This is a genomic window from Nocardia callitridis (assembly GCF_039543305.1).
Taxonomy (GTDB): Bacteria; Actinomycetota; Actinomycetes; order Mycobacteriales; family Mycobacteriaceae; genus Nocardia; species Nocardia callitridis.
Map to the genome: position 1 here is coordinate 284715 of NZ_BAABJM010000006.1, position 19573 is coordinate 304287.

13 protein-coding genes and 1 tRNA gene are annotated in these 19573 nt (G+C 67.2%); 7 read left to right on the top strand and 7 right to left on the bottom strand.

Translation table 11 applies throughout. The annotated features are described in order from the left end of the window. Positions 1-133: 133 nt before the first annotated feature. From ABEA50_RS25715 to ABEA50_RS25730, 4 genes are all read right to left on the bottom strand, one after another. Complete coding sequence (locus tag ABEA50_RS25715) at positions 134-868, bottom strand: SDR family NAD(P)-dependent oxidoreductase (protein ID WP_345498591.1); 735 nt, start codon at positions 866-868, stop codon at positions 134-136. 372 nt (positions 869-1240) lie between these two features. Then, positions 1241-1837: a TetR/AcrR family transcriptional regulator gene (locus tag ABEA50_RS25720; protein ID WP_345498593.1), complete on the bottom strand. Its 597-nt coding sequence runs from the start codon at positions 1835-1837 to the stop codon at positions 1241-1243. A gap of 194 nt (positions 1838-2031) precedes the next feature. Then, positions 2032-2523 carry an SRPBCC domain-containing protein gene (locus ABEA50_RS25725; RefSeq protein WP_345498595.1) on the bottom strand — a complete coding sequence of 164 codons (492 nt, stop codon included), beginning with the start codon at positions 2521-2523 and terminating at the stop codon, positions 2032-2034. Further along, the gene (locus ABEA50_RS25730) at positions 2520-2855 is read right to left on the bottom strand and encodes an ArsR/SmtB family transcription factor (protein WP_345498597.1); all 336 of its coding nucleotides are present in this window, start codon (positions 2853-2855) and stop codon (positions 2520-2522) included. The genes ABEA50_RS25725 and ABEA50_RS25730 overlap by 4 nt, the downstream gene beginning before the upstream one ends. A 148-nt stretch (positions 2856-3003) precedes the next feature. Here ABEA50_RS25730 and ABEA50_RS25735 point away from each other — a divergent pair, with 148 nt between their 5' ends. The 4 genes from ABEA50_RS25735 to ABEA50_RS25750 all read left to right on the top strand — a co-directional run bounded on the left by ABEA50_RS25735 (position 3004) and on the right by ABEA50_RS25750 (position 6721). Further along, the gene (locus ABEA50_RS25735) at positions 3004-3420 is read left to right on the top strand and encodes a hypothetical protein (RefSeq protein ID WP_345498599.1); all 417 of its coding nucleotides are present in this window, start codon (positions 3004-3006) and stop codon (positions 3418-3420) included. Then, a complete protein-coding gene (locus ABEA50_RS25740) occupies positions 3417-4376 on the top strand; it encodes an MlaD family protein (protein ID WP_345498601.1) in 960 nt (319 codons plus the stop codon). The genes ABEA50_RS25735 and ABEA50_RS25740 overlap by 4 nt, the downstream gene beginning before the upstream one ends. 59 nt (positions 4377-4435) lie before the next feature. Beyond that, a complete protein-coding gene (locus ABEA50_RS25745) occupies positions 4436-5125 on the top strand; it encodes a hypothetical protein (protein WP_345498603.1) in 690 nt (229 codons plus the stop codon). A 672-nt stretch (positions 5126-5797) separates the two neighbouring features. Next, positions 5798-6721, top strand: coding sequence for an Acg family FMN-binding oxidoreductase (locus ABEA50_RS25750; protein ID WP_345498605.1), 924 nt, complete (start codon positions 5798-5800; stop codon positions 6719-6721). A gap of 762 nt (positions 6722-7483) precedes the next feature. Here the strand turns inward: ABEA50_RS25750 and ABEA50_RS25755 are convergent. Beyond that, positions 7484-7894, bottom strand: a complete 411-nt coding sequence (locus tag ABEA50_RS25755) for a restriction endonuclease subunit S (protein ID WP_345498607.1) — start codon at positions 7892-7894, stop codon at positions 7484-7486. Between the two features lie 88 nt (positions 7895-7982). On the opposite strand from ABEA50_RS25755, the gene ABEA50_RS25760 reads away from it, so the two are divergent. Continuing rightward, the gene (locus ABEA50_RS25760; RefSeq protein ID WP_345498609.1) at positions 7983-8306 is read left to right on the top strand and encodes a hypothetical protein; all 324 of its coding nucleotides are present in this window, start codon (positions 7983-7985) and stop codon (positions 8304-8306) included. A 40-nt stretch (positions 8307-8346) separates the two neighbouring features. On the opposite strand, the gene ABEA50_RS25765 is transcribed toward ABEA50_RS25760, so the two are convergent. Further along, a tRNA-Leu gene (locus tag ABEA50_RS25765) sits at positions 8347-8428 on the bottom strand. Positions 8429-8816: 388 nt separating this feature from the next. Here ABEA50_RS25765 and ABEA50_RS25770 point away from each other — a divergent pair. Both ABEA50_RS25770 and acpS read left to right on the top strand, forming a co-directional pair. After that, complete coding sequence (locus ABEA50_RS25770) at positions 8817-18212, top strand: fatty acid synthase subunit beta domain-containing protein (protein WP_345498611.1); 9396 nt, start codon at positions 8817-8819, stop codon at positions 18210-18212. A gap of 11 nt (positions 18213-18223) precedes the next feature. After that, on the top strand, positions 18224-18661 hold the full coding sequence (acpS, locus tag ABEA50_RS25775) for a holo-ACP synthase AcpS (protein ID WP_345498613.1): 438 nt from the start codon (positions 18224-18226) through the stop codon (positions 18659-18661). 120 nt (positions 18662-18781) lie between these two features. Here the strand turns inward: acpS and ABEA50_RS25780 are convergent, their stop codons facing one another. Continuing rightward, positions 18782-19402, bottom strand: a complete 621-nt coding sequence (locus tag ABEA50_RS25780) for a TetR/AcrR family transcriptional regulator (protein WP_345498791.1) — start codon at positions 19400-19402, stop codon at positions 18782-18784. Positions 19403-19573: the final 171 nt, after the last annotated feature.

Genomic DNA, 19573 nt, shown 5'->3' on the forward strand with positions numbered 1-19573 from the left:
TGTGTTCGACTACTGTCGGGTGCGTCGTGTACGGGCAATGTGACGGTGGGGGTCGGAAGGGCTGGTGCCGAGATTAGCCGAATCCGGCCCCGCCGAGCGGGAAGCGTCGGAATGTGCAGTGGGCAGCGAGCATTCACACCTGTGCGTAGCCACCGTCGGCGAAGAACTCGGCACCGTTGACATAGCTCGACGCGTCCGAGGCGAGGAACGTCGTGACGGCGGCGATCTCCTCGGGCTCGGCGAGGCGACCGAGGGGTACGGCAGCTTCGGACTGCTCGAGTACCTCGGGGGAGAGCAACGCGAGCAGGCCGGGGGTGCGGGTGCCGCCGGGGGAGACGACGTTGACCCGGAAGCCGTGCGCGTGCGAGCTGCGGGCCCAACCGCGAGCGAGGCTGCGGACCGCGGCCTTCGATGCCCCGTAGACCTCTAGGCCCTGATCGGGCCGCGTTGCGGCCGTCGAACCTGTCAGAATCACCGAGGCGTTCGCGCCGAGGTGTGGCAGCGCCTGCTGCACGGTGAAGATCGTTCCCTTCACGTTGATGTCGAATATCGAGTCGATCAGATTCTCCGTCACCGTGCCGAACGGCGCAGCGGCACCTATTCCGGCGTTGGCGACCAGTACGTCGATCCGCCCGGCCCGGTCGCGCACGGTCTCGTAGAGCGCGTCGAGATCCGAGGGCACCGAAGAGTCGCAGACCACGCCCGTCACATCGGGTCCGAGCTCGCCGACCGCCGCGTCGAGTGCGTCTTTGCGGCGGCCGGTGATGAACACCCTGGCGCCCTCGTCGTGGAATGCGCGTGCGGTCGCGAACCCGATGCCGGTGCTCGCCCCGGTGACCACGGCGACCTTGTCTGCCAAGACGGACATGCCGTTCTCCTTACTAGTTATGGACCCTAACGTCCATAACCCTGGCAGATATGGACCGAACGGTCAAGATTTATCCGGCATCGGAAGGGTCAGCTCTTCGTCGTGATCGCGGCGAAGAGCTGAACACACTGCGGCGCAGCAGATCCCAGCGCGACCTCAGGGCTGCTGGACGGGTGTCTGCCGTGGCCGCCCGGCTGAGTCGAACGCCGCAGCGGGTATCAGCTGGTCTGTAGCCCGAACCGGCTGACAGTCGGGAGCCGCGCCGGAGGTTGGTAGACCTCGGATGGACCCCGGCCCAGCACGAGCCGCGGTGTGCGGCCCAGGGGCACATTCGCCGGTGTTCGGTGGCGCGGGTCGGCTGGTGCGTTGTCGCTACTGCGTGGGGGCGTGCGGCAATCCCGCCAGGATGGACTGGGCCGCCGTGGTGAGCACGGCGATATCCGTGCCGGTGCGTCCGAGTGCGGTGAGGCCGAGTTGCGCGACGAGGACCGCGCGGGCGATCTCGGCGGGATCAGCGTCCGCGTCGAGGTCGCCTTCGCGTTGAGCGCGCTGTAGCGCGGTGGTGAGGATGGAGGTGATCGCGTCGTAGCTGCGGCGAGCCTCGGCCGCCACAGCGGGCGTGCTGGTGGCGAGCTCGGCGTTGCTGTTGGCCAGGAGACAACCTCGACGCGCGGTCGCCCCGGTCGGGTCGTCGGCCGGGGCGACCACGAATTCGCGGACCAGATCGATCCCCCGTGTCGCAGCCGCCAGGTGCTCGCGCAGGGCCAGCAGGTTGGCGTCGTCGTATTCACGCAATACTCGCAAGAACAAGCTGAGCTTGTCCCCGAACGCCCCGTAGAGGCTGCCTTTGCCCAGGCCGCTCACCCGCAGTAGGTCGTCCATTGTCGTCGCCGCGTAGCCCTTGTCCCAAAACTCATCGCGCACAGCGAGAACCACGCGGTCTTCATCGAACTCACGAGGGCGGGGCATGTCCGCCACCCTACTAATTCTGGACCGCATGGGCCACAATGCTGCGACGTCAACTTGCCCGCGACACCGGTCGGATCCGTGGCTGACCGCTCCTGGGCCGGATCCTGCCGCGCTCGATCAGGTCGGCTCCGCCCCGGCTGAGGCATCACCTCGACGCGCGCTGTCGAGGGTGTCGAACCGAGTGACGTTGATCCTCACGCCGCGGCCTCCTGCTCTGCCAGGTTCGCGAGTGCCGCGGTGACCGATCCCCACCCTTCGAAGAAGCCCAGGTCGTGGTGTCGCGCACGAATCGCGGGGGTGCCGTGGCGCACGACGACCTGGTAGTCGGTGCCGTCGGGGTGATCAGCGAGGACGATTTCCGCGGTCATCGCCACCGGTTCCGGTGCGGCGGGCCGCCAAGCGCTGCTGACCGCGTTGGTGAACACCAGCCGACGGTCCTTTTCCACGACGAGGAACACCCCGTCGGTATGCGAGACGAATTCCTTGCCGTCCTCGCTCATGCTGGTGACGAAACCTCCGCCCGGGCTGACGTCGAGCTGGTCGACGCGGGTGACCATCGGTGCCGGAATCCACCACTGCGCGAGCCGCGCGGGATCTGTCCATGCCCGCCAGATATCCGAGGCGGATGCCCGGATGACGCGTTGCAAGGTGAGGTCGTAGTCGGAATCTACTGCGGGGCTTGTCACGGTGTCTCCTTCAGGTGATCGAGGGTCTGTTCGAGGCGGTCGGTGCGGTCTTCCCAGATGAGTCGCTGCTCGGCCAACCAGTCGTTGACGAGCGCGAGTCGCGCCTTGTTGAGTGTGCAGGTGCGCACCCGCCCGGACTTGATCGTGTGAATCAGTCCGCTCGACTCCAAAGTCCGCACATGTTTCATGAACGAGGGCAGCGTGATCGGGAACGGACCCGCCAATTCCCCCACACTCACCGGCCCACGCCCGAGTCGCTGGATCACCGCGCGCCGAGTTGGGTCGGCAAGCGCCATGAGCACGTCATCCAGCGGGTGTAGATGGTTAGCCACAGGGGAAAGTGTTGCACAAACTTAGCCGCTCGGCAAACTATTTGCGCGCGCAGAAGGTGCGCCAGGCGGAGGTCATGTCGGCGGGCCGAGGAGTTCCGGTGGATGCCCTGCGACGCGGCCGGGCAAGATCGCCGGGTTCGAGCTGCTCATGACGGCGCTGGTCGGCGGCGATGCAGCTCGCCCTGACCGTTGCGCCGAGAAGTCCCCTGCGGGTGAGGCCCTGGCGACGATGTTCTCCCAGGGCAGCGTGCACTACTGGCGTCGGGTCGCGGTGAGCATCGTCTCCTACATCAGCCAGATCCTGCCGTCGGTGGGCAGCGTGTACGAAGGCGGCCTGTGGATGGTGCCGATGCTGAATTCCTTGGCCGACGCGGGTGGGACCCTGCGGGGGATCTGGGACGAAGGCCCCGCCGACACGGCGAAACTGTCGGAGTTCTTGCGCACCACCGTTTTACCGTTCGCCGAGCACCCATCGGTCGACATCCGGTCGGTCCAGACGGCCGACGGCGAACAGGTGGTCACCGATGTCGAGAACGTACTGCGCATGTTGGGAGCGGTGAAATGAGCGCAAAGACCTACCTCTCGATCGTCGGCATGGTCGCCATCGCCGTGTCGTCGGCGGTCTATCTCGACCGGATCGGATTGGAGACCGGTGTACTCGACGACGTGAAGTCGGCCAGCATGCCGTTACCCGACTCCAACGGCCTGGTCGTCGGGTCGCGGGTGTTGCTGCGCGGGGTTCCGGTCGGCCACATCACGGCGGTGCACTCCGATGTCGACAAGGTCGCCATCGAATGGAACTACGACCGCGAGTACGAGATTCCGGTCGAGAGCCGGTATCGCGTGGACAATCTCTCCGCGCTGGGGGAGTCGTATCTCGCGGTCTCGCCCGTGCGGTCGTCGGGGCCGTACCTGGCCGACGACGCGGCTGTTCCCGCCGCCGATGTCGTCGTGCCCACCACCTTCAAGGAGCTTTCGGAGCGGCTGACCAAAATGCTCGAACAGGTGGAGCCGCAACGGGTGCGCGAGATATTCCGGACCATCGATGTCGCGCTGCCCGAGGACTCCTGGGTGCTCGCCGACCTGTCGCGTGCCGGTGAACTGCTGGCGAGCGAGCTGACCAACGAGTCCGGCAATCTGACCACGCTGTTGACCAAAATTCAGCCGCTGTTGCAGCAAACCGGTTCGGTACCAGGAGATCTCGCGGCGGCCGCGCCCAACCTGCCCGCCTTCGGCTCCGGTTTCCGCGACGTACTCGGCGGGGTGTATTTCGCGGCATCGTTCGGACCGCTCAAGGACGGGATCGAGGTCGGCGCCGCGCCGCTGATCGACCAATTGCAGGCATTCCTGGACAAGACATCCGGCGACCTCCAGACCCTCGGCGTCGATCTCCTGCCCGGTGTGCGTGCCGGGGCGGCGGCGATGTCGACGGTGAACGTGGGGCAGGTGCTCGACGCCGCGCTCGCCTCGACCGCATCCGGTGACGCGATCACCGTCCACCTGCGGCCCCCGGGGAGGTAGTGCCCCCACGAATCCCCACTCTCGACAGACAGACCGAACCCGTGCGAAGAAGGCCGAAAATGACTCAACTCACCAGCGTTGTCGACAAGAACGCGAAATCCGAAACCACCGCGGCGTCAGTCGAAGAGCCGAGGGAAGCCACTGCCTCGCACGCCGACCCAGGCGCGCGCAAGCACTCGGTCGTGAACTCAGCTCTGCGTCGGGGGCGCGACGCGGGTGACTCCTCCATCAAGGTGCGGACCGTCGTCGCGGGGGTCGTCGCGGTCGCGATGGCGGTGACGATCGGTGTCCTGGGCTGGCAATTACACAGCAAGACAGGCGAACTGACCGGGATCAACGATCACGCGGCGCAGGTCGCGCACGCCGAGCAGGTAGCACTCGACTACTCGGCGGGCGCCGCGGAAATGAACTTCCAGGACCTGGCCAGCTGGCGAGGACGGCTGGTGCATGGCACGAGCCCCGAGCTGTCCAACCGGCTGACCCAGGCCGCGAACTCCATGGAACAGATCATCACCCCACTGCAATGGGTCTCCACCGCACAGCCCGTGGCGGCGAAGGTCCGTTCGGAGGCGAACGGGGTGTACTCCGTCGACTGCTTCGTCAGCGTGCTGACCAAGAACAGTCAGGCGCCCGAAGGTATCCAGTCCACCGCCACTTACCAACTCAGCGTCGACAGCCGAAACGGGTGGAACCTGACCGACATCGGCGGCGTCGGCGCCCCGTTCGGTGGCGCGCAGCCTCCCCGGTAGATCCGGGAAAATCGGGTGGTCTGGTCGGGGTTCTGTCGGTCGTCGGAGGGGTCGGCTCGTGCAGCACTCGGTGCGCGTCGACCGACACCGTGTCGCGCACAGTGCTCGGATGAGCCGACTTTTCACGTCGCGCCCCCGACCCAAAGTGCTCGGATTCTCGACTTCGCGGCGGCCCCCTGTGCGTGGGACGCAAGTGGGCGCCGCGATCGCGGCTGGCCAGATTCCCGTCATCCGCGCGGGACCCGGACAAGATGCGTCCTCCGGGCACGGGGGTTCACGCACGACGGCGCCGTCGTGCGATCCGGCGATTCAGTGCGGTAGGAGTGCGCGCTGCGGTCGTATTCCCTGACAGCGGTATCAGCTGGGCCGACCCGGTAACAGAAGGGTGTAGACCCTGCGATTTCTGTCACCCCGCGGAGTCGGTGACGGACCGGCGAACGACCGGGGCGGAACCGGTGTGAACTCCGCCCAGGGCGCCGATCCTGCGGCGCTGTGCACGGATTCGGACGGTCGGTCACGCGTCGGTAACGACCAGAGAACTCGGTCGTTCGTTCAATTGCGTCGGCTATTTTGCGTTCGTACGGAACTTTGGCTCTAAGACGGGTGTGATCTGATTCGGAAGGGATGTGCCGTATGCGACCCAGCCTCGCGACGTGTCGAGACGCGCTCGAGATGACCGTACGGGCGCCTTCGGTGCACAACACGCAGCCTTGGCGGTGGCGAATACTGCCGGACCGAATCGACCTCTACGCGGACTCGCACCGACATTTGAAGGCCACTGACCCGCTGGCGCGCGCGATGGTGGTCAGCTGCGGTGCCGCGCTGCACCACATGGAGATCGCTTTCGCGGTTTTGGGCTGGGGAGTGCAGATCATGCGGTTCCCCGATGCGACCGACCGTGATCTCCTGGCCTCGGTGCGGTTCGTGCCGCGCCCGATCGCTGATACCGATATCCAGTTGGCCGCCGCGATTTTGCTGCGACGATCCGATCGCAGGCGTTTCCCTGCCGGGGAGTTGCCTGCGGGCAGTATCCGGGCGATCGCGGCAGCGGGTTGCAGACTCGGCGCGGCCGCACGGCAGATGCCCGAGCGCTTCTTGCACCAGTTGGGCGGTCCGATGCGGGAGGCGGCCGACCGTCACGCCATCGATCCCGAATATTGTGCGGAACTGGCGGCCTGGAGCGGATGTCACGGGGCGGCGTCGGGCGTCCCCGCTCGCAACACTCCTGCCGCCAGATCGGCGGACGAGCTACCGGTCCGCGCATTCGCGGGGCCGGAACTGCCGGAATTCACCTCGGCGCCGGACGCGGCGCAATGGTTGGTGGTGTGCACCCCGAACGACGACCGCTCTTCGCAGCTGCGGGCCGGCGAGGCGACCAGCGCGATGTTGTTGCAGGCCGCCCGTCTCGGCCTCGCCAGCAGTGTGCAGTCGGAACCGTTGGGGATGTTGGATCTGCGCGACCAGATTCGACAATCGGCGCTGCACCGGTGCGCTTATCCGCACATAATGATCCGCGTCGGTGCGATGCCGAGCGGCGCGAGCCCACTGCAATTCACACCGCGCCGTTGCGTCGAGGAAGTCATTCAGGTGGCCTGAGCGCGGCTGCGCGCAGGTGCCTCGGGTGCCTGTGCCCAGTTGGGCACACACAGCAGAGGGGGCGAAGCACGCGCCGAGTCGCCCAGGTCGCAGATCGGATTCGTGCTGGTCTCGCGGGCGAGAGTTCACGTGACACCGTTGGCGGTGCGTGGGTACCATCTGCGCTGGACAGCTGAACCGGAGGGGAGCTCGTGGGCGAAGAATTCAAGTAGAACCTGATTATTTGGACGTCGCCGCCGGAAAGCTTCGCAAGCTGGCTGACGACAACGCACAGATCGGTACACATCTGAACAACTGGCTCGCACTCCGCCCTCGGCCGCGGCCGAACTCTTCTGTGAATGGTCGGTGTGCGCGAACTGTGTCAGGCGGCGGCGAGTGCTTCGTTGGATCAGCTTCGCCCTCGTCTCGGTCGGTGCTATTGCACTCGCAGGACTGGCATTGGGTGGGTATCTCGGATTTGTGACGGCCCCGCCTGCAGTGCCATTGGTTCTTGCCCTTGTTCCTGGATGGTTCCCCGTAGGTATCGTGATCGCCGTTGTGCTGGTGGACCGGTCGAGCAGATACGTTCTGATCAACCCGATCGTCGTCGACGATGAGGTCGTGCTTCGCGCGCATCCACGATTCGCTGAATCAGTTGCAGCACAATGATCCGGTGTTCACTGCGCCAGCGCACGGCGTATCGGCACTACGGCGTCTTCTTGGCGGGCCAGGCACAGTTGGTCGAGCCGACGGTGCGTTGGACGACGTCCCTGTGTTGACCGCCTACTCGATCTCGAGTGCTGGGGTTGACGACATCAGAATCGCTAGAAGTGTTCTGTAAATTTCCCCTGTGTTCGTTGCGATCTGATTATGCGTTGACGCTGTTTTAACAGGGTCGAGGATCTCGACGATTGAGCGCTGAATGTACAAGGGCAGCAGTCGAATTGACATGCCACGCAAGGTCGTCGTATTGACATGCTGGATAGCGGTGAGCAGACGATTGAAGTGCGCGTTGTAGGTCCCGCGGGTGCCTGTGCCCCATCGGGCACGGACCTTGGGTATCACGTCACCGAAGGTCGGCATTGCGGTTGCGACGCCGACGAGATCGGCGGGCCCGATACCCATCTGCGACAACAGCATGCGCGCTGCGGCGATCGCTTCAGCGTTGGCATGGGGACGAGTAGGTGTCGTCATATGCTCACTGCTCCAGCAGACGCAAGCATGTGGAGAACACTTCATCGAGCGTTGCGGCCGGACGGATCAACAGCCGTCGGCGGGCCCGGTGCCCGATCAGCAGGGCGCGGTCATCGATGAACAGGCTCGTCCGCCGACGCTGGCGATACGGGATCCGAAAGAAACGACCCGCAGTGACAGCGGTATCTGCCGCCTCGACGTCCACGGCGTCACTGACCAGCAGAACACCTTCATCGAGGCACCGAACCTCGAGCCGACTGCCTGGGTGCCAACCCGCCGCCGCGGGCATTGTTCTGTCGAGGATTCGCCCGGACTCACCGATCGTGCACATGCCATAGACGATGTTCTTGTCCGCAGTGCGCACCGCCGCAGGAACGACACTCGGCCCGTGGATGAGCTCTTGCAGCGGTGACTGCGGCGGAACAACTGGCGACCTGTATGCCACAAATCTGTGCGCGAGAGGGGACTTGAACCCCTACGTCCGAGGACACCAGAACCTAAATCTGGCGCGTCTGCCAATTCCGCCACTCGCGCTTGCTTGGTACGACCGTCCAAACTCTACCGGGCTTGACGGGGATTGCGAAGCTCTGGGCGGGCGTGGCGTACTGGCCGGTAACCCCACCTGGGGTTATAACGATTAGATAACGGTCAACATGAGGAGCACTCATGTTTCGTACGGGTTGGTAACCGAGGCGACCAGCGGGTTCAAACATGAGGAGGGGTCATGTTTCTGCGAGTTCTTGTACGGGTGTGCACGAATACTCGGGAGTATCCGGCTCACCGACGGGCAAACGTGAGGCTTTCCTCATGATTTTGTGCCATCCTCGCGTCTATCAGGCCAAAGGCTGAGGAACGCCCATGCACCGGTAGGGAGCGGCGTGTCCCCGCAGGGCATGTCGCCAGAGAAGGAAGTCGAAACGTCTTGACGATCAATGAAGGCACCGAGGCAGGTACCGGATCGAACTCGAAGGCAGCCAAGGCTGCTGGGAGGGGATCGAAGACCAGCGCCCGCTCGCCGCTGTTGGATCGACTGTTGACCGGCACGCCCTACGCTCTCGCCTTCGGTGGGCAGGGCGCGCAGTGGCTCGGGGAGCTGGAGGAGATCGCTCGCGACAGCGCGCTGGAGCCGGAGCTGACCGCTCTGGTGAACGAGGCGCAGCAGTTGCTGGAGCCGGTCGCCGAGCAGCTACTCGTTGTACGACCCGTCGGCTTCGACCCCATGGGATGGCTGCTGGAGGACGAGCTGGCCGACCCTGATCAGGGCGAGGTCTCCTCGGGACCGAGCCCGCAGGTGCTGCGCTCGGCCGCGGTGTCGATGCCGGGTGTGCTGCTGGCGCAGCTCGCCGCTACGCGTTCGCTGCGGTTGCAGGGGCTGGACACGGGTGTGCAGGCGCCCGTCGCGGTGGTCGGGCATTCGCAGGGACTGCTCGCCGCGGCTGCCGTGGAAGCCAACGGTGAGCGCGACGGCGAACTGCTCGCGGTGGCCCAGATGATCGGCGCCGCAGCGGCTCTGGTCGCGCGGCGGCGCGGTTTGATGTCGGTGGGCGATCGTTCGCCGATGATCGCGGTGTCGAATGTCGACCCCGAGCAGTTGCGTGCCGTTGTCGCCGAGGTGAGTGCGGGCGTCGACCCGAACCTCGCCGCGGTGGTGTCCATCCGCAACGGACGCAAGCGCGTGGTGCTGTCGGGTACGCCCGCGCACCTGGAGCGAGTGCGCCAGCGGTGCGCGGTGATCCACGACGAGCAGACTCGTGAGCGCGAGGCCAAGGTGCGCGGCGGCGCGGTGTTCGCGCCGGTGTTCGAGGACGTGTCGGTGGACGTCGCGTTCCATCACCCCGCCCTGGCCGACACCGTCGACCTGGTGCGCGGCTGGGCGACCCAGTGCGGCGTCGACGCGGAATTCGCCGGGTCGCTGGCGCGCGCGATTCTCGTCGACCCCATCGACTGGGTCGCGATCGTCGACAGCGTGATCGGCGCTGGCGCGCAATGGATTCTGGACCTGGGCCCCGGTGATCTGCTGTCGCGGCTGACCGGTGGTTCGCTCAAGGGCACCGGCGTCGGTGTCATCGCGGCGGCGACACGGCCGGGTCAGCGCAGCCTGCTCACCCCGGGTGCAGCGCCGGAACTTGCCGCGCCGTGGTCGGCGTTCGCGCCGCAGCCGGTGCGACTGCCCGACGGGCGGATCGTCGTGCAGACCTCGTTCACGAAGCTGACCGGACGTTCCCCGATCCTGCTCGCGGGCATGACCCCGACCACGGTGGACGCGAAAATCGTTGCGGCAGCGGCGAACGCGGGACACTGGGCGGAGCTGGCCGGTGGCGGCCAGGTGACCGAGCAGATCTTCGCCGACCGGGTGACCGAACTGAAGCAGCTGCTGCACCCCGGTCGCTCGGTGCAGTTCAACTCACTGTTCCTCGACCCCTACCTGTGGAAGTTGCAGCTCGGCGGTAGGCGGCTCGTGCAGCGGGCGCGCTCGGCGGGTGCGCCGCTGGACGGCGTGATCGTCACGGCGGGCATTCCCGAGCTGGAAGAAGCGGTCGCGTTGATCGCCGAGCTCTCCGAGGTCGGCATCCCGCACGTGGCGTTCAAGCCGGGCACGGTCGCGCAGATTCGCGCGGTGCTGCGCATCGCCGACGAGGTGCGGGACTACCCGGTGATCATGCACATCGAGGGCGGCAGGGCCGGTGGTCACCACTCGTGGGAGGACCTGGACGACCTGCTGCTCGCCACCTACGCGGAGCTGCGTAATCGCGCCAACGTGGTGGTGTGTGTCGGCGGCGGCATCGGCACTCCTGAGCGGGCGACCGAATACCTGACCGGTGTCTGGGCGAACGCGCACGGCTACCCGGCCATGCCGCTGGACGGCGTGCTGGTCGGCACGGCCGCGATGGCGACCCTCGAGGCGACGACGGCGCCCGAGGTGAAGCAGCTGCTCGTGGACACTCCCGGCACTCAGGACTGGGTGGGCGCTGGCACCGCGAACGGCGGAATGGCCTCCGGCCGCAGCCAATTGGGTGCCGATATTCACGAGATCGACAATGCCGCCTCGCGGACCGGTCGCCTGTTGGACGAGGTCGCCGGCGACGCCGACGCGGTGGCCGAGCGCAGGGACGAGATCGTCGCCGCGCTGAACGCCACGGCGAAGCCGTATTTCGGTGACGTGCGCACGATGACCTACCTGGACTGGCTGGAACGCTACGTCGAGCTGGCGATCGGACTCGACCGGCGCAAGGACTTCGATTGCGGCAGCGACCTGGGTGACGCGATCGCCGACGCGACGAGTTCGGTGTGGTTGGACATCACCTGGCGTGACCGTTACGCGGAGATGTTGCGCCGCACCGAGTCCAGGATGCACCCGGCCGACCGCGGCGAGATCCCGACGCTGTTCGGTGCCGACGAGGACCTCGAGCAGCCCGTCGAGGCGCTGTGCGCGCTGAAGGAGCGCTACCCCGCGATCGAGCAGACCGTCCTGCACCCCGCGGACGTGCCGTTCTTCTTCTCGCTGTGCAAGACGCCCGGCAAGCCGGTGAACTTCGTGCCCGTGGTCGACGGTGATGTGCGTCGTTGGTGGCGCTCGGATTCGCTGTGGCAGGCCCATGACCCGCGATACTCCGCCGACCAGGTCTGTGTCATTCCCGGCACGGTGGCCGTCGCCGGCATCACCAGGGTCGATGAGCCCGTGGGCGAACTGCTCGATCGGTTCGAGCAGGACACCGCGTACTCGTTGGTGCGCGGTGGTGCTACTCCCGCCGCGGTGGACGCGCGCCGCGTCGCCGGGGTCACCGCCGGTCCGATCGATGCCGTGCTCGCCGCGCCGGATGTGCAGTGGGCCGGACGCACCACGATCAGCCCGGTCCACCGCCTCGGTGACATCGCGGAGTGGGTCGTCGACAACAAGGGTGCGGCGCACCCGCCGACCGGCGCCACGCTCACCGAGACCACGGGACCGGAATCCGAGCACGCGTATGTCGAACTGACGGTCCCGCTTTCGGGTCGCGCTGTGACCGGCGCCGCTGTGCGGATCAGGGTCACCGTCCCGGTTTCCACGTACAACGGTGGCGCACCGGTCGTCACCGAGGACGACGCGCACGCGGCGATGGCCGCCCTGCTGGCCGTGGCGGCGGGTCAGGAGCTGCCAGAGGTGAAGGGCAAGGTCGCGCACCTGAACATCGCGTGGACGCCGGACCTGATCGCCGATCACGCCGGGGTCACCGGCTCCGGCCTGCCCACCACCCTGAGCACGCTCGGCCGTGCGGTGCCCGACGTCCTGGTCGGTGCCTGCTGGCCCGCCGTGTTCGCGGTGCTGGGTGCGGCACGTGCGCACGCGGGACAGAGCGTGATCGAGGGCATGCTCGACCTGGTCCATCTCGACCACCAGATCGATCTGAGTGGCGAATTGCCCACGGAAACAGCCGTTCTCGCGGTGCGTGCGGAAGCGGGGGAGACCCTGGACACCGATCTCGGCCGCGTGGTCGAGGTGCGGGTGCGCATCAGCACCATGCTGGACAAGCCGGAGACCGGCATGTCCATGCCGACCATCGCGACGCTCACCGAGCGGTTCGCCATTCGTGGCCGCACCGGTGCCGGTGAGCTCACCGATCCGGCGCGCGCGGCGGGCACCGTGTCCGAGGACGCCACCGAGACGCCGCGGCGCCGTCGTCGTGACCTCACCCTGATCGCGCCGCGCGCCATGCACGCCTTCGCGTCGGTGTCGGGCGACCACAACCCGATTCACACCAGCGAGTCGGCGGCCAAGCTCGCCGGGCTCGGCAGCCCGATCGTGCACGGCATGTGGCTCTCGGCCGCCGCGCAGCACGCGGTCTCGGCGCTGGACCCCGAAAGCTCCACTCCCGCACGAACAGTGACGGCGTGGACCACCCGTTTCCTGGGCATGGTCCGGCCGGGCGCGGAGATCGATGTGCGCGTCGAGCGGGTCGCGTTGGACGCGGGCGGCGAGATCATCGAGGTGTCCTGCCGCACCGGCGGTGACCTGGTGTTGACCGCGACCGGTCGGATCGCGGCGCCGAAGACCGTGTACGCCTTCCCCGGTCAGGGCATTCAGGCCAAGGGGATGGGTCTGGACGCGCGGTCGCGGTCCAAGGCGGCCAAGGAGGTGTGGGAGCGGGCCGACAAGCACACCCGTGCGGCGCTCGGCTTCTCCATCCTGGCTGTCGTGCGCGACAACCCGACATACCTCAAGGCGCGCGGTGTCGAACACCGCCACCCCGACGGCGTGCTGCACCTGACGCAGTTCACCCAGGTCGCGATGGCGACGCTCGGTGTCGCCCAGGTCGCCGAACTGCGGGAATCCGGTGCGTTCGTCGAAGGTGCGATGCTGGCGGGACACTCGGTCGGCGAATACAACGCACTGGCCGCGGTGGCCGGTGTGCTGCCGCTGGAAGCGGTGCTCGAGGTGGTGTTCCAGCGCGGCTCGGCGATGCATGAGCTGGTACCCCGGGACGAGCAGGGCCGCAGCGATTACCGGATGGCGGCCATTCGTCCCTCGCAGATCGGACTGCCCGACGACGAGGTGATCGACTTTGTCACCCGCGTCGGCGCCGAGGTCGGCGAGTTCCTCGAGGTGGTGAACCTGAACCTGCGCGGCGCGCAGTACGCGATCGCGGGCACCGTTGCCGGTCTGGAGGCGCTGGAGACCGAGATCGACCGTCGGCGTGCGGAATTCGGCGGCAAGCGTGCCTTCATCCTGGTGCCGGGCATCGACGTGCCGTTCCACTCGACGGTGCTGCGCAAGGGCGTGCCGGAATTCCGGCAGAAGCTCGAACAGCTGCTGCCCGCCGACCTGCACCCGGAAGTCCTTGTCGGACGCTATGTGCCGAACCTGGTGCCGAAGCCGTTCTCCTTGGCGCGCGCGTTCGTCCAGGAGATCGCGGATCTGGTGCCCTCGGAGCCGCTGCGCGCGGTACTCGACGATTTCGACGGGTGGGCCGCCCGGCCGACCGAGCTGTGCCGCGTGGTGCTCGTGGAGCTGCTGGCCTGGCAGTTCGCCAGCCCGGTGCGCTGGATCGAGACCCAGGACCTGCTGTTCGCCTCGGTCGCCGACGGCGGTCTCGGGGTGGAGCGGTTCGTGGAGATCGGTCTGGGAGCTACCCCGACGGTGGCGAACCTGGCCAGCAACACCTTGAAGCTGCCCGCCTTCGGCGACGCGGTGGTCGAGGTGCTCAATATCGAGCGTGACGCCCCGATCGTCTACGCGACCGACACCGATCCCGCTCCGGTGGAGGAGCCGGTCGAGGAGACGGCCGAAACCCCCGCTGCCGCAACACCTGCCGCCGCGCCGGTCGCGAGCGCACCGGCGCCGAGCTCGGGTGGCCCGCGTCCGGACGACATCTCGTTCACCGCCGCCGACGCCACCCGCGTGCTGATCGGGTTGTGGACCAAGCTGCGGCTGGACCAGATCGGCCCGGTCGACACCATCGAAGGTCTGTGCGACGGCGTGTCCTCACGGCGTAACCAACTGCTCGTCGACCTCGGCGCGGAACTGTCGCTCGGTGCGATCGACGGTGCCGCGGACGCCGACATGGGTGCGTTGTCCGCCACCGTCGAACGGTTGGCGCGTACCTACAAGCCCTTCGGCTCGGTGCTCTCGGACGCGATCGGTGACCACTTGCGCAAGGTCTTCGGTCCTTCCGGCAAGCGCCCCGCGGCGATCGCGGAGCGGGTCAAGAAGGTGTGGGAACTCGGGGACGGCTGGAGCAGCCATGTCACCGCGGAGGTTTCGCTCGGGACTCGCGAGGGCGCGAGCGTGCGCGGCGGCGATCTCGGCGGCCTCGTCGCTGGCGCGTTGACCGACGGTGCCTCGGTGGACGCAGCGATCGACGCGGCCGTGCAGGCGGTCGCGGCGCGACGTGGGATCGCGGTGTCGTTGCCCGCCACCGGTGGCGGCGGCGGTGCGACCGTGGATGCCGCGGCGCTCGGCGAGTTCACCGAACAGATCACCGGTCGCGACGGCGTGCTCGCCACGACCGCGCGGGTGATGCTCGAACAGCTCGGTCTCAGCGAGCGGGTCTCCGCACCGGAGGTCGACGACGACACCCTGGTCGACCTGGTATCGGCCGAATTGGGTTCGGACTGGCCACGATTGGTCGCACCGGCGTTCGACGCGCGCAAGGCCGTGCTGATCGATGACCGGTGGGCCACCGCGCGTGAAGACCTGGCCACGCTGTGGCTGAGCGAGGACCTCGGCTCGGCCGAGGAGCCGGTGTCCGGTTTCCTCGGTGCGGGCGAAGCCGTTGCCGCGCAAGCGGACTGGTGGCGTGATCGGGCCAAGCACGAGGCGCGTTCGGTGTTGGCCCGGCACTACGAGCGGATCGCGGAGGCGGCCCGCAGTACCGACGACACGGGGCTGTGGTCCGGCGATGTCGCCGTGATCACCGGTGCGAGCATGGGTTCCATCGCCGCGGCGGTGGCGGGTCGACTGCTCGGTGGCGGTGCGACGGTGGTCGTCACCACCTCCAGGCTCGATGACGCACGTCTCGGCTTCTACCGAAACCTGTACCGGGACAACGCCAGGAACGGTGCCGCCCTGTGGGTGGTGCCCGCCAACATGGCCTCCTACGCCGATATCGACGCCCTGATCGACTGGGTCGGCACCGAGCAGGTCGACAACGCGGGCGGCGCGAAGATCAAGACCAAGGACGCGATGACCCCCACCCTGTTGCTGCCGTTCGCGGCACCGAGGGTGGCGGGCGATCTCAGCGACGCGGGTGCGCGCGCGGAGATGGAGATGCGCGTGCTGCTGTGGTCGGTCGAACGGCTCGTGGGTGGCTTGTCCGCGCTCGGCGCCGATCTGGATGTCGACGCGAAACTGCATGTGGTGCTTCCGGGTTCGCCCAACCGTGGTTTGTTCGGCGGCGACGGCGCGTATGGCGAGGCCAAGGCCGCGTTGGACGCGGTGGTGACCCGCTGGCGGGCGGAGAAGTCGTGGTCGAGCCGAGTGACGTTGGTGCACGCCCTCATCGGATGGGTACGCGGAACCGGTCTCATGGGCCACAACGATCCGATGGTCGGTGCTGTCGAGGCGGCGGGTGTACGCACCTGGTCGACCGTGGAGATTGCCGACGAACTGCTGAATGGGTGCACGGCGCGTGCCCGCGAGGTCGCCGGTACCGAACCGCAGCAACTGGATCTGACCGGCGGACTCGCGAAGGCGAAGTTGGATCTGCCCGAGCTGGCCAAGCAAGCCGCCGAGGCCGAGGCCGCGGGCGCCGACACGGAAGACGATGCGGTACCGACGATCTCGGCGCTGCCCGCACCGCCGACGCGCACCTCCGCGCTGCCGGTCCCCGAATGGGGTGCGGTGAGCGCCGACCTCGCCGACATGGTGGTCATCGTCGGCGCGGGTGAACTCGGCCCGTGCGGTTCGGCGCGCACCAGGTTCGAAATCGAGGTCGACGACGAACTGTCGGCCGCCGGTGTGCTCGAACTCGCCTGGACGACCGGTCTGGTCGTCTGGGAGAACGAGCCCAAGCCGGGCTGGTACGACACCGAATCCGGTGAGTACGTGCCGGAGTCCGAGCTCGCGGACACCTACCACGATGTGGTGGTCGAGCGTTGCGGCATCCGCCGCTACGGTGACGAGGGCGCGATGGTCGAGAACACCTCGCCACTGATGACCTCGGTGTTCCTGGATCACGACCTGTCGTTCACGGTGGGCGGTGAACCGGAGGCGCGTGCCTTCCACGCCGCCGACCCCGAGCACACCGTCATCACGCCGGTCGACGGTGCCAGCGACTGGACCGTGACCCGCAAGGCGGGTACCGAGATTCGGGTGCCGCGCAGGGCGAAGCTCTCGCGGACCGTCGGTGGTCAGATCCCCACCGGCTGGGACCCGACCGTCTGGGGTATCTCGGCCGACATGGCGAACTCGATCGACCGGGTCGCGCTGTGGAACATCGTCTGCACGGTGGACGCGTTCATCGGTTCCGGGTTCAGTCCCGCCGAATTGATGAGCTGGGTGCATCCCTCGCTGGTCGCCAATACCCAGGGCACCGGCATGGGTGGTATGTCGTCGATGCGTTCGCTTTACATCGACAACCTGCTCGGTGAGCCGCACGCCAACGACATACTGCAGGAGGCGTTGCCGAACGTGGCGCTCGCCCACGTGGTGCAGTCCTACGTCGGCAGTTACGGCGCGATGGTGCACCCGGTGGCCGCGTGTGCCACCGCGGCGGTCTCGGTGGAAGAGGGCGTCGACAAGATCCGGCTCGGCAAGGCCGATGTGGTGGTCGCAGGTGGCTACGACGACCTCGGCATCGAAGGCATCGTCGGCTTCGGTGACATGTCGGCGACCGCGGACTCGGCGGCCATGAGCGCCAAGGGAATCGACGACAAGCGCTTCTCCCGCGCCAACGATCGTCGCCGCGGCGGCTTCGTCGAATCGCAGGGTGGTGGCACGGTGCTGCTGGCTCGCGGTGATGTCGCTGCGGAGTTCGGGCTGCCGGTGCTCGGTGTGGTGGCGTTCGCGCAGTCCTACGCCGACGGCGTGCACACCTCCATTCCCGCACCGGGTCTCGGCGCCCTGGGCGCCGGTCGCGGCGGGCGGGAGTCGCGGTTCGCCGCGGAGCTGCGCAAGCTCGGTGTCGGCCCCGACGACGTCGCGGTGATCTCCAAGCACGACACCTCGACCGCGGCCAACGACCCGAACGAGTCGGAATTGCACGAGCGGCTCGCCACGGCGGTCGGCCGGTCGGACGGTGCGCCGTTGTTCGTCGTCTCGCAGAAGAGCCTCACCGGGCACGCGAAGGGCGGCGCCGCGGCGTTCCAGCTGATCGGGCTGTGCCAGGTGCTGGAAAACGGTGTCGTACCGCCGAACCGGAGCCTGGACTGCGTCGACGAGAAAATGCGCGAGTACCCGCACCTGGTGTGGGCGCGTGAGCCGCTGCGCTTCGGCGAGCGTTTCCCGCTGAAGGCCGGTTTGGTGACCTCGCTCGGCTTCGGGCATGTCTCCGGTCTGGTCGCGGTGGTGCACCCCGAGGCGTTCATCCAGGCGATCGAGCCGTCGAAACGCGCGGACTACCAGGAGCGGGCGCAGCAGCGTCAGCTCGACGGGCGTCAACGTTTCGCCGAGGCGATGTGTGGTGGCGAGGCGCTGTACGAGCGACCGGCGGACCGCAGGTTCGGAGCCGACGGCACGCCAGCCAAGCGAGTTCGGCAGTTGGAGGCCGACGTCCTGCTTTCGGCGCAAGCGCGCCTCGGCACCGACGGCGCCTACCGTGCGGACGGACGTGGTTGCGGCGGTTCGGTTTCGGCGCCACTGGCTGTCGATGTTTCGGGCACCAGCGGCCCGAGTAAGTCGTAGGCTGCGCGGCTATGACGATCCTCGGTATCGGCCTGGACTTGGTCACCATCTCCGAGTTCTCCGAACAGCTCGAACGTGCGGGAACCACCATGCTCAGGGAGAGCTTCACCGCCGGTGAGCGGCGTTACTGCCAGAGCAAGGGGACCGACCCGCACCGCAGCTACGCGACTCGATGGGCGGCGAAGGAGGCCGTGCTCAAGGCGTGGGCGTCCTCGCGCTTCGCGCGCAGCCCGCAGATCGGGGACAACCCGTATCCGCTCATCGAGGTGGTGAACGACGCGTGGGGCAGGCCGAGCATCAAGCTGCACGGCCTCGCCGCGGAGTTCCTGCCTCGGGTGCGGGTGCACCTCTCACTGACCCATGACGGCGATACCGCCGCCGCCATGGTGGTGTTGGAGGATCCCGGTGAATTGGCGGACCTGATCGAAGGGCGCGAATCCACCAACTGAGCGTTCGACGAAAACTGAAAGAAAACGAATCTCGCCGGGGCCGTGCGGTCTCGGCGAGATTTGTCGTCGACGCGCGGTCGAAATCCGGTGGATGGAGTGTGCGTGTGCGGAATTCGGCGGCTAGCGCTGGCTGGCCGTGCGCGATTCCTTTTCGGCAATGAGCAGATACGCCACCATCAGCCGCTTCAATTCGGCGACGGCTTCGGCGTTGCTCTGTTCGTTCTGCACCGAGAAATTGAGCATTGAATACACCACGTGCACAAGAACTTCGGCCATCATCGTGCGCCGCGCCCGGGGAGTGCGCGGGGTCAACGGTCGCAGCATCTGCGAGACGACCTCGGCGAACTCCTTCTCGTGGATCGCTCCTGTCGCCCTGGTGGACGGCGTGGATTGCATCGCGAGCCACACCTCGCGGCGCGAGGGATCGGTCGTCCACAGGGTGGCCAGGTGGTCGACGAGTTGGTTCATGTGGCGCAACCAGTCCAAGGACGGTATGCCGCCGTGGAAGTCGGCGAGTTCCTGGGAAACCGCCACCAGGTCCTGCCGATTCAGTTCACACACGATCACGTATTTGTTGGCGAAGAACTGATACAGCGTGCCGATCGGCACCTCGGCGCGCGCGGCAACCTCTTCGCAGGTGAACGATTCGAATCCGACTTCCACCAGCAATTCACGGGAAGCTTGCAGGAGCGCGTCGAACTTGCGTTTACTGCGCTGCTGGGTCGGCCTTCGCCTCGGCATCAGCTCCTGCGGGTCGTCCTGGAGTTCCAACGCGGGATCGAGGCGCTGCTTCGACCCGGTCTGCGCGTGTGGTTCCACCTGTCCAGGCTAACCGTAGGGCCGCGAGCTCGACACGCCCACCGGGTCGACGCGGTCGGGTTCTGTCACGTTTCACCATTCGGCCACGTCGGA

Excerpts from the sequence above, each read along its gene's own strand:
- ABEA50_RS25780 (WP_345498791.1), bottom strand. The coding sequence starts at position 19,402 with ATGCCGAGGCGAAGGCCGACCCAGCAGCGCAGTAAACGCAAGTTCGAC.
- ABEA50_RS25755 (WP_345498607.1), bottom strand. The coding sequence starts at position 7,894 with ATGACGACACCTACTCGTCCCCATGCCAACGCTGAAGCGATCGCCGCA.
- ABEA50_RS25715 (WP_345498591.1), bottom strand. The coding sequence starts at position 868 with ATGTCCGTCTTGGCAGACAAGGTCGCCGTGGTCACCGGGGCGAGCACC.
- ABEA50_RS25750 (WP_345498605.1), top strand. The coding sequence starts at position 5,798 with ATGACCGTACGGGCGCCTTCGGTGCACAACACGCAGCCTTGGCGGTGG.
- ABEA50_RS25735 (WP_345498599.1), top strand. The coding sequence starts at position 3,004 with ATGACGGCGCTGGTCGGCGGCGATGCAGCTCGCCCTGACCGTTGCGCC.
- ABEA50_RS25745 (WP_345498603.1), top strand. The coding sequence starts at position 4,436 with ATGACTCAACTCACCAGCGTTGTCGACAAGAACGCGAAATCCGAAACC.
- ABEA50_RS25720 (WP_345498593.1), bottom strand. The coding sequence starts at position 1,837 with ATGCCCCGCCCTCGTGAGTTCGATGAAGACCGCGTGGTTCTCGCTGTG.
- ABEA50_RS25740 (WP_345498601.1), top strand. The coding sequence starts at position 3,417 with ATGAGCGCAAAGACCTACCTCTCGATCGTCGGCATGGTCGCCATCGCC.
- acpS (WP_345498613.1), top strand. The coding sequence starts at position 18,224 with ATGACGATCCTCGGTATCGGCCTGGACTTGGTCACCATCTCCGAGTTC.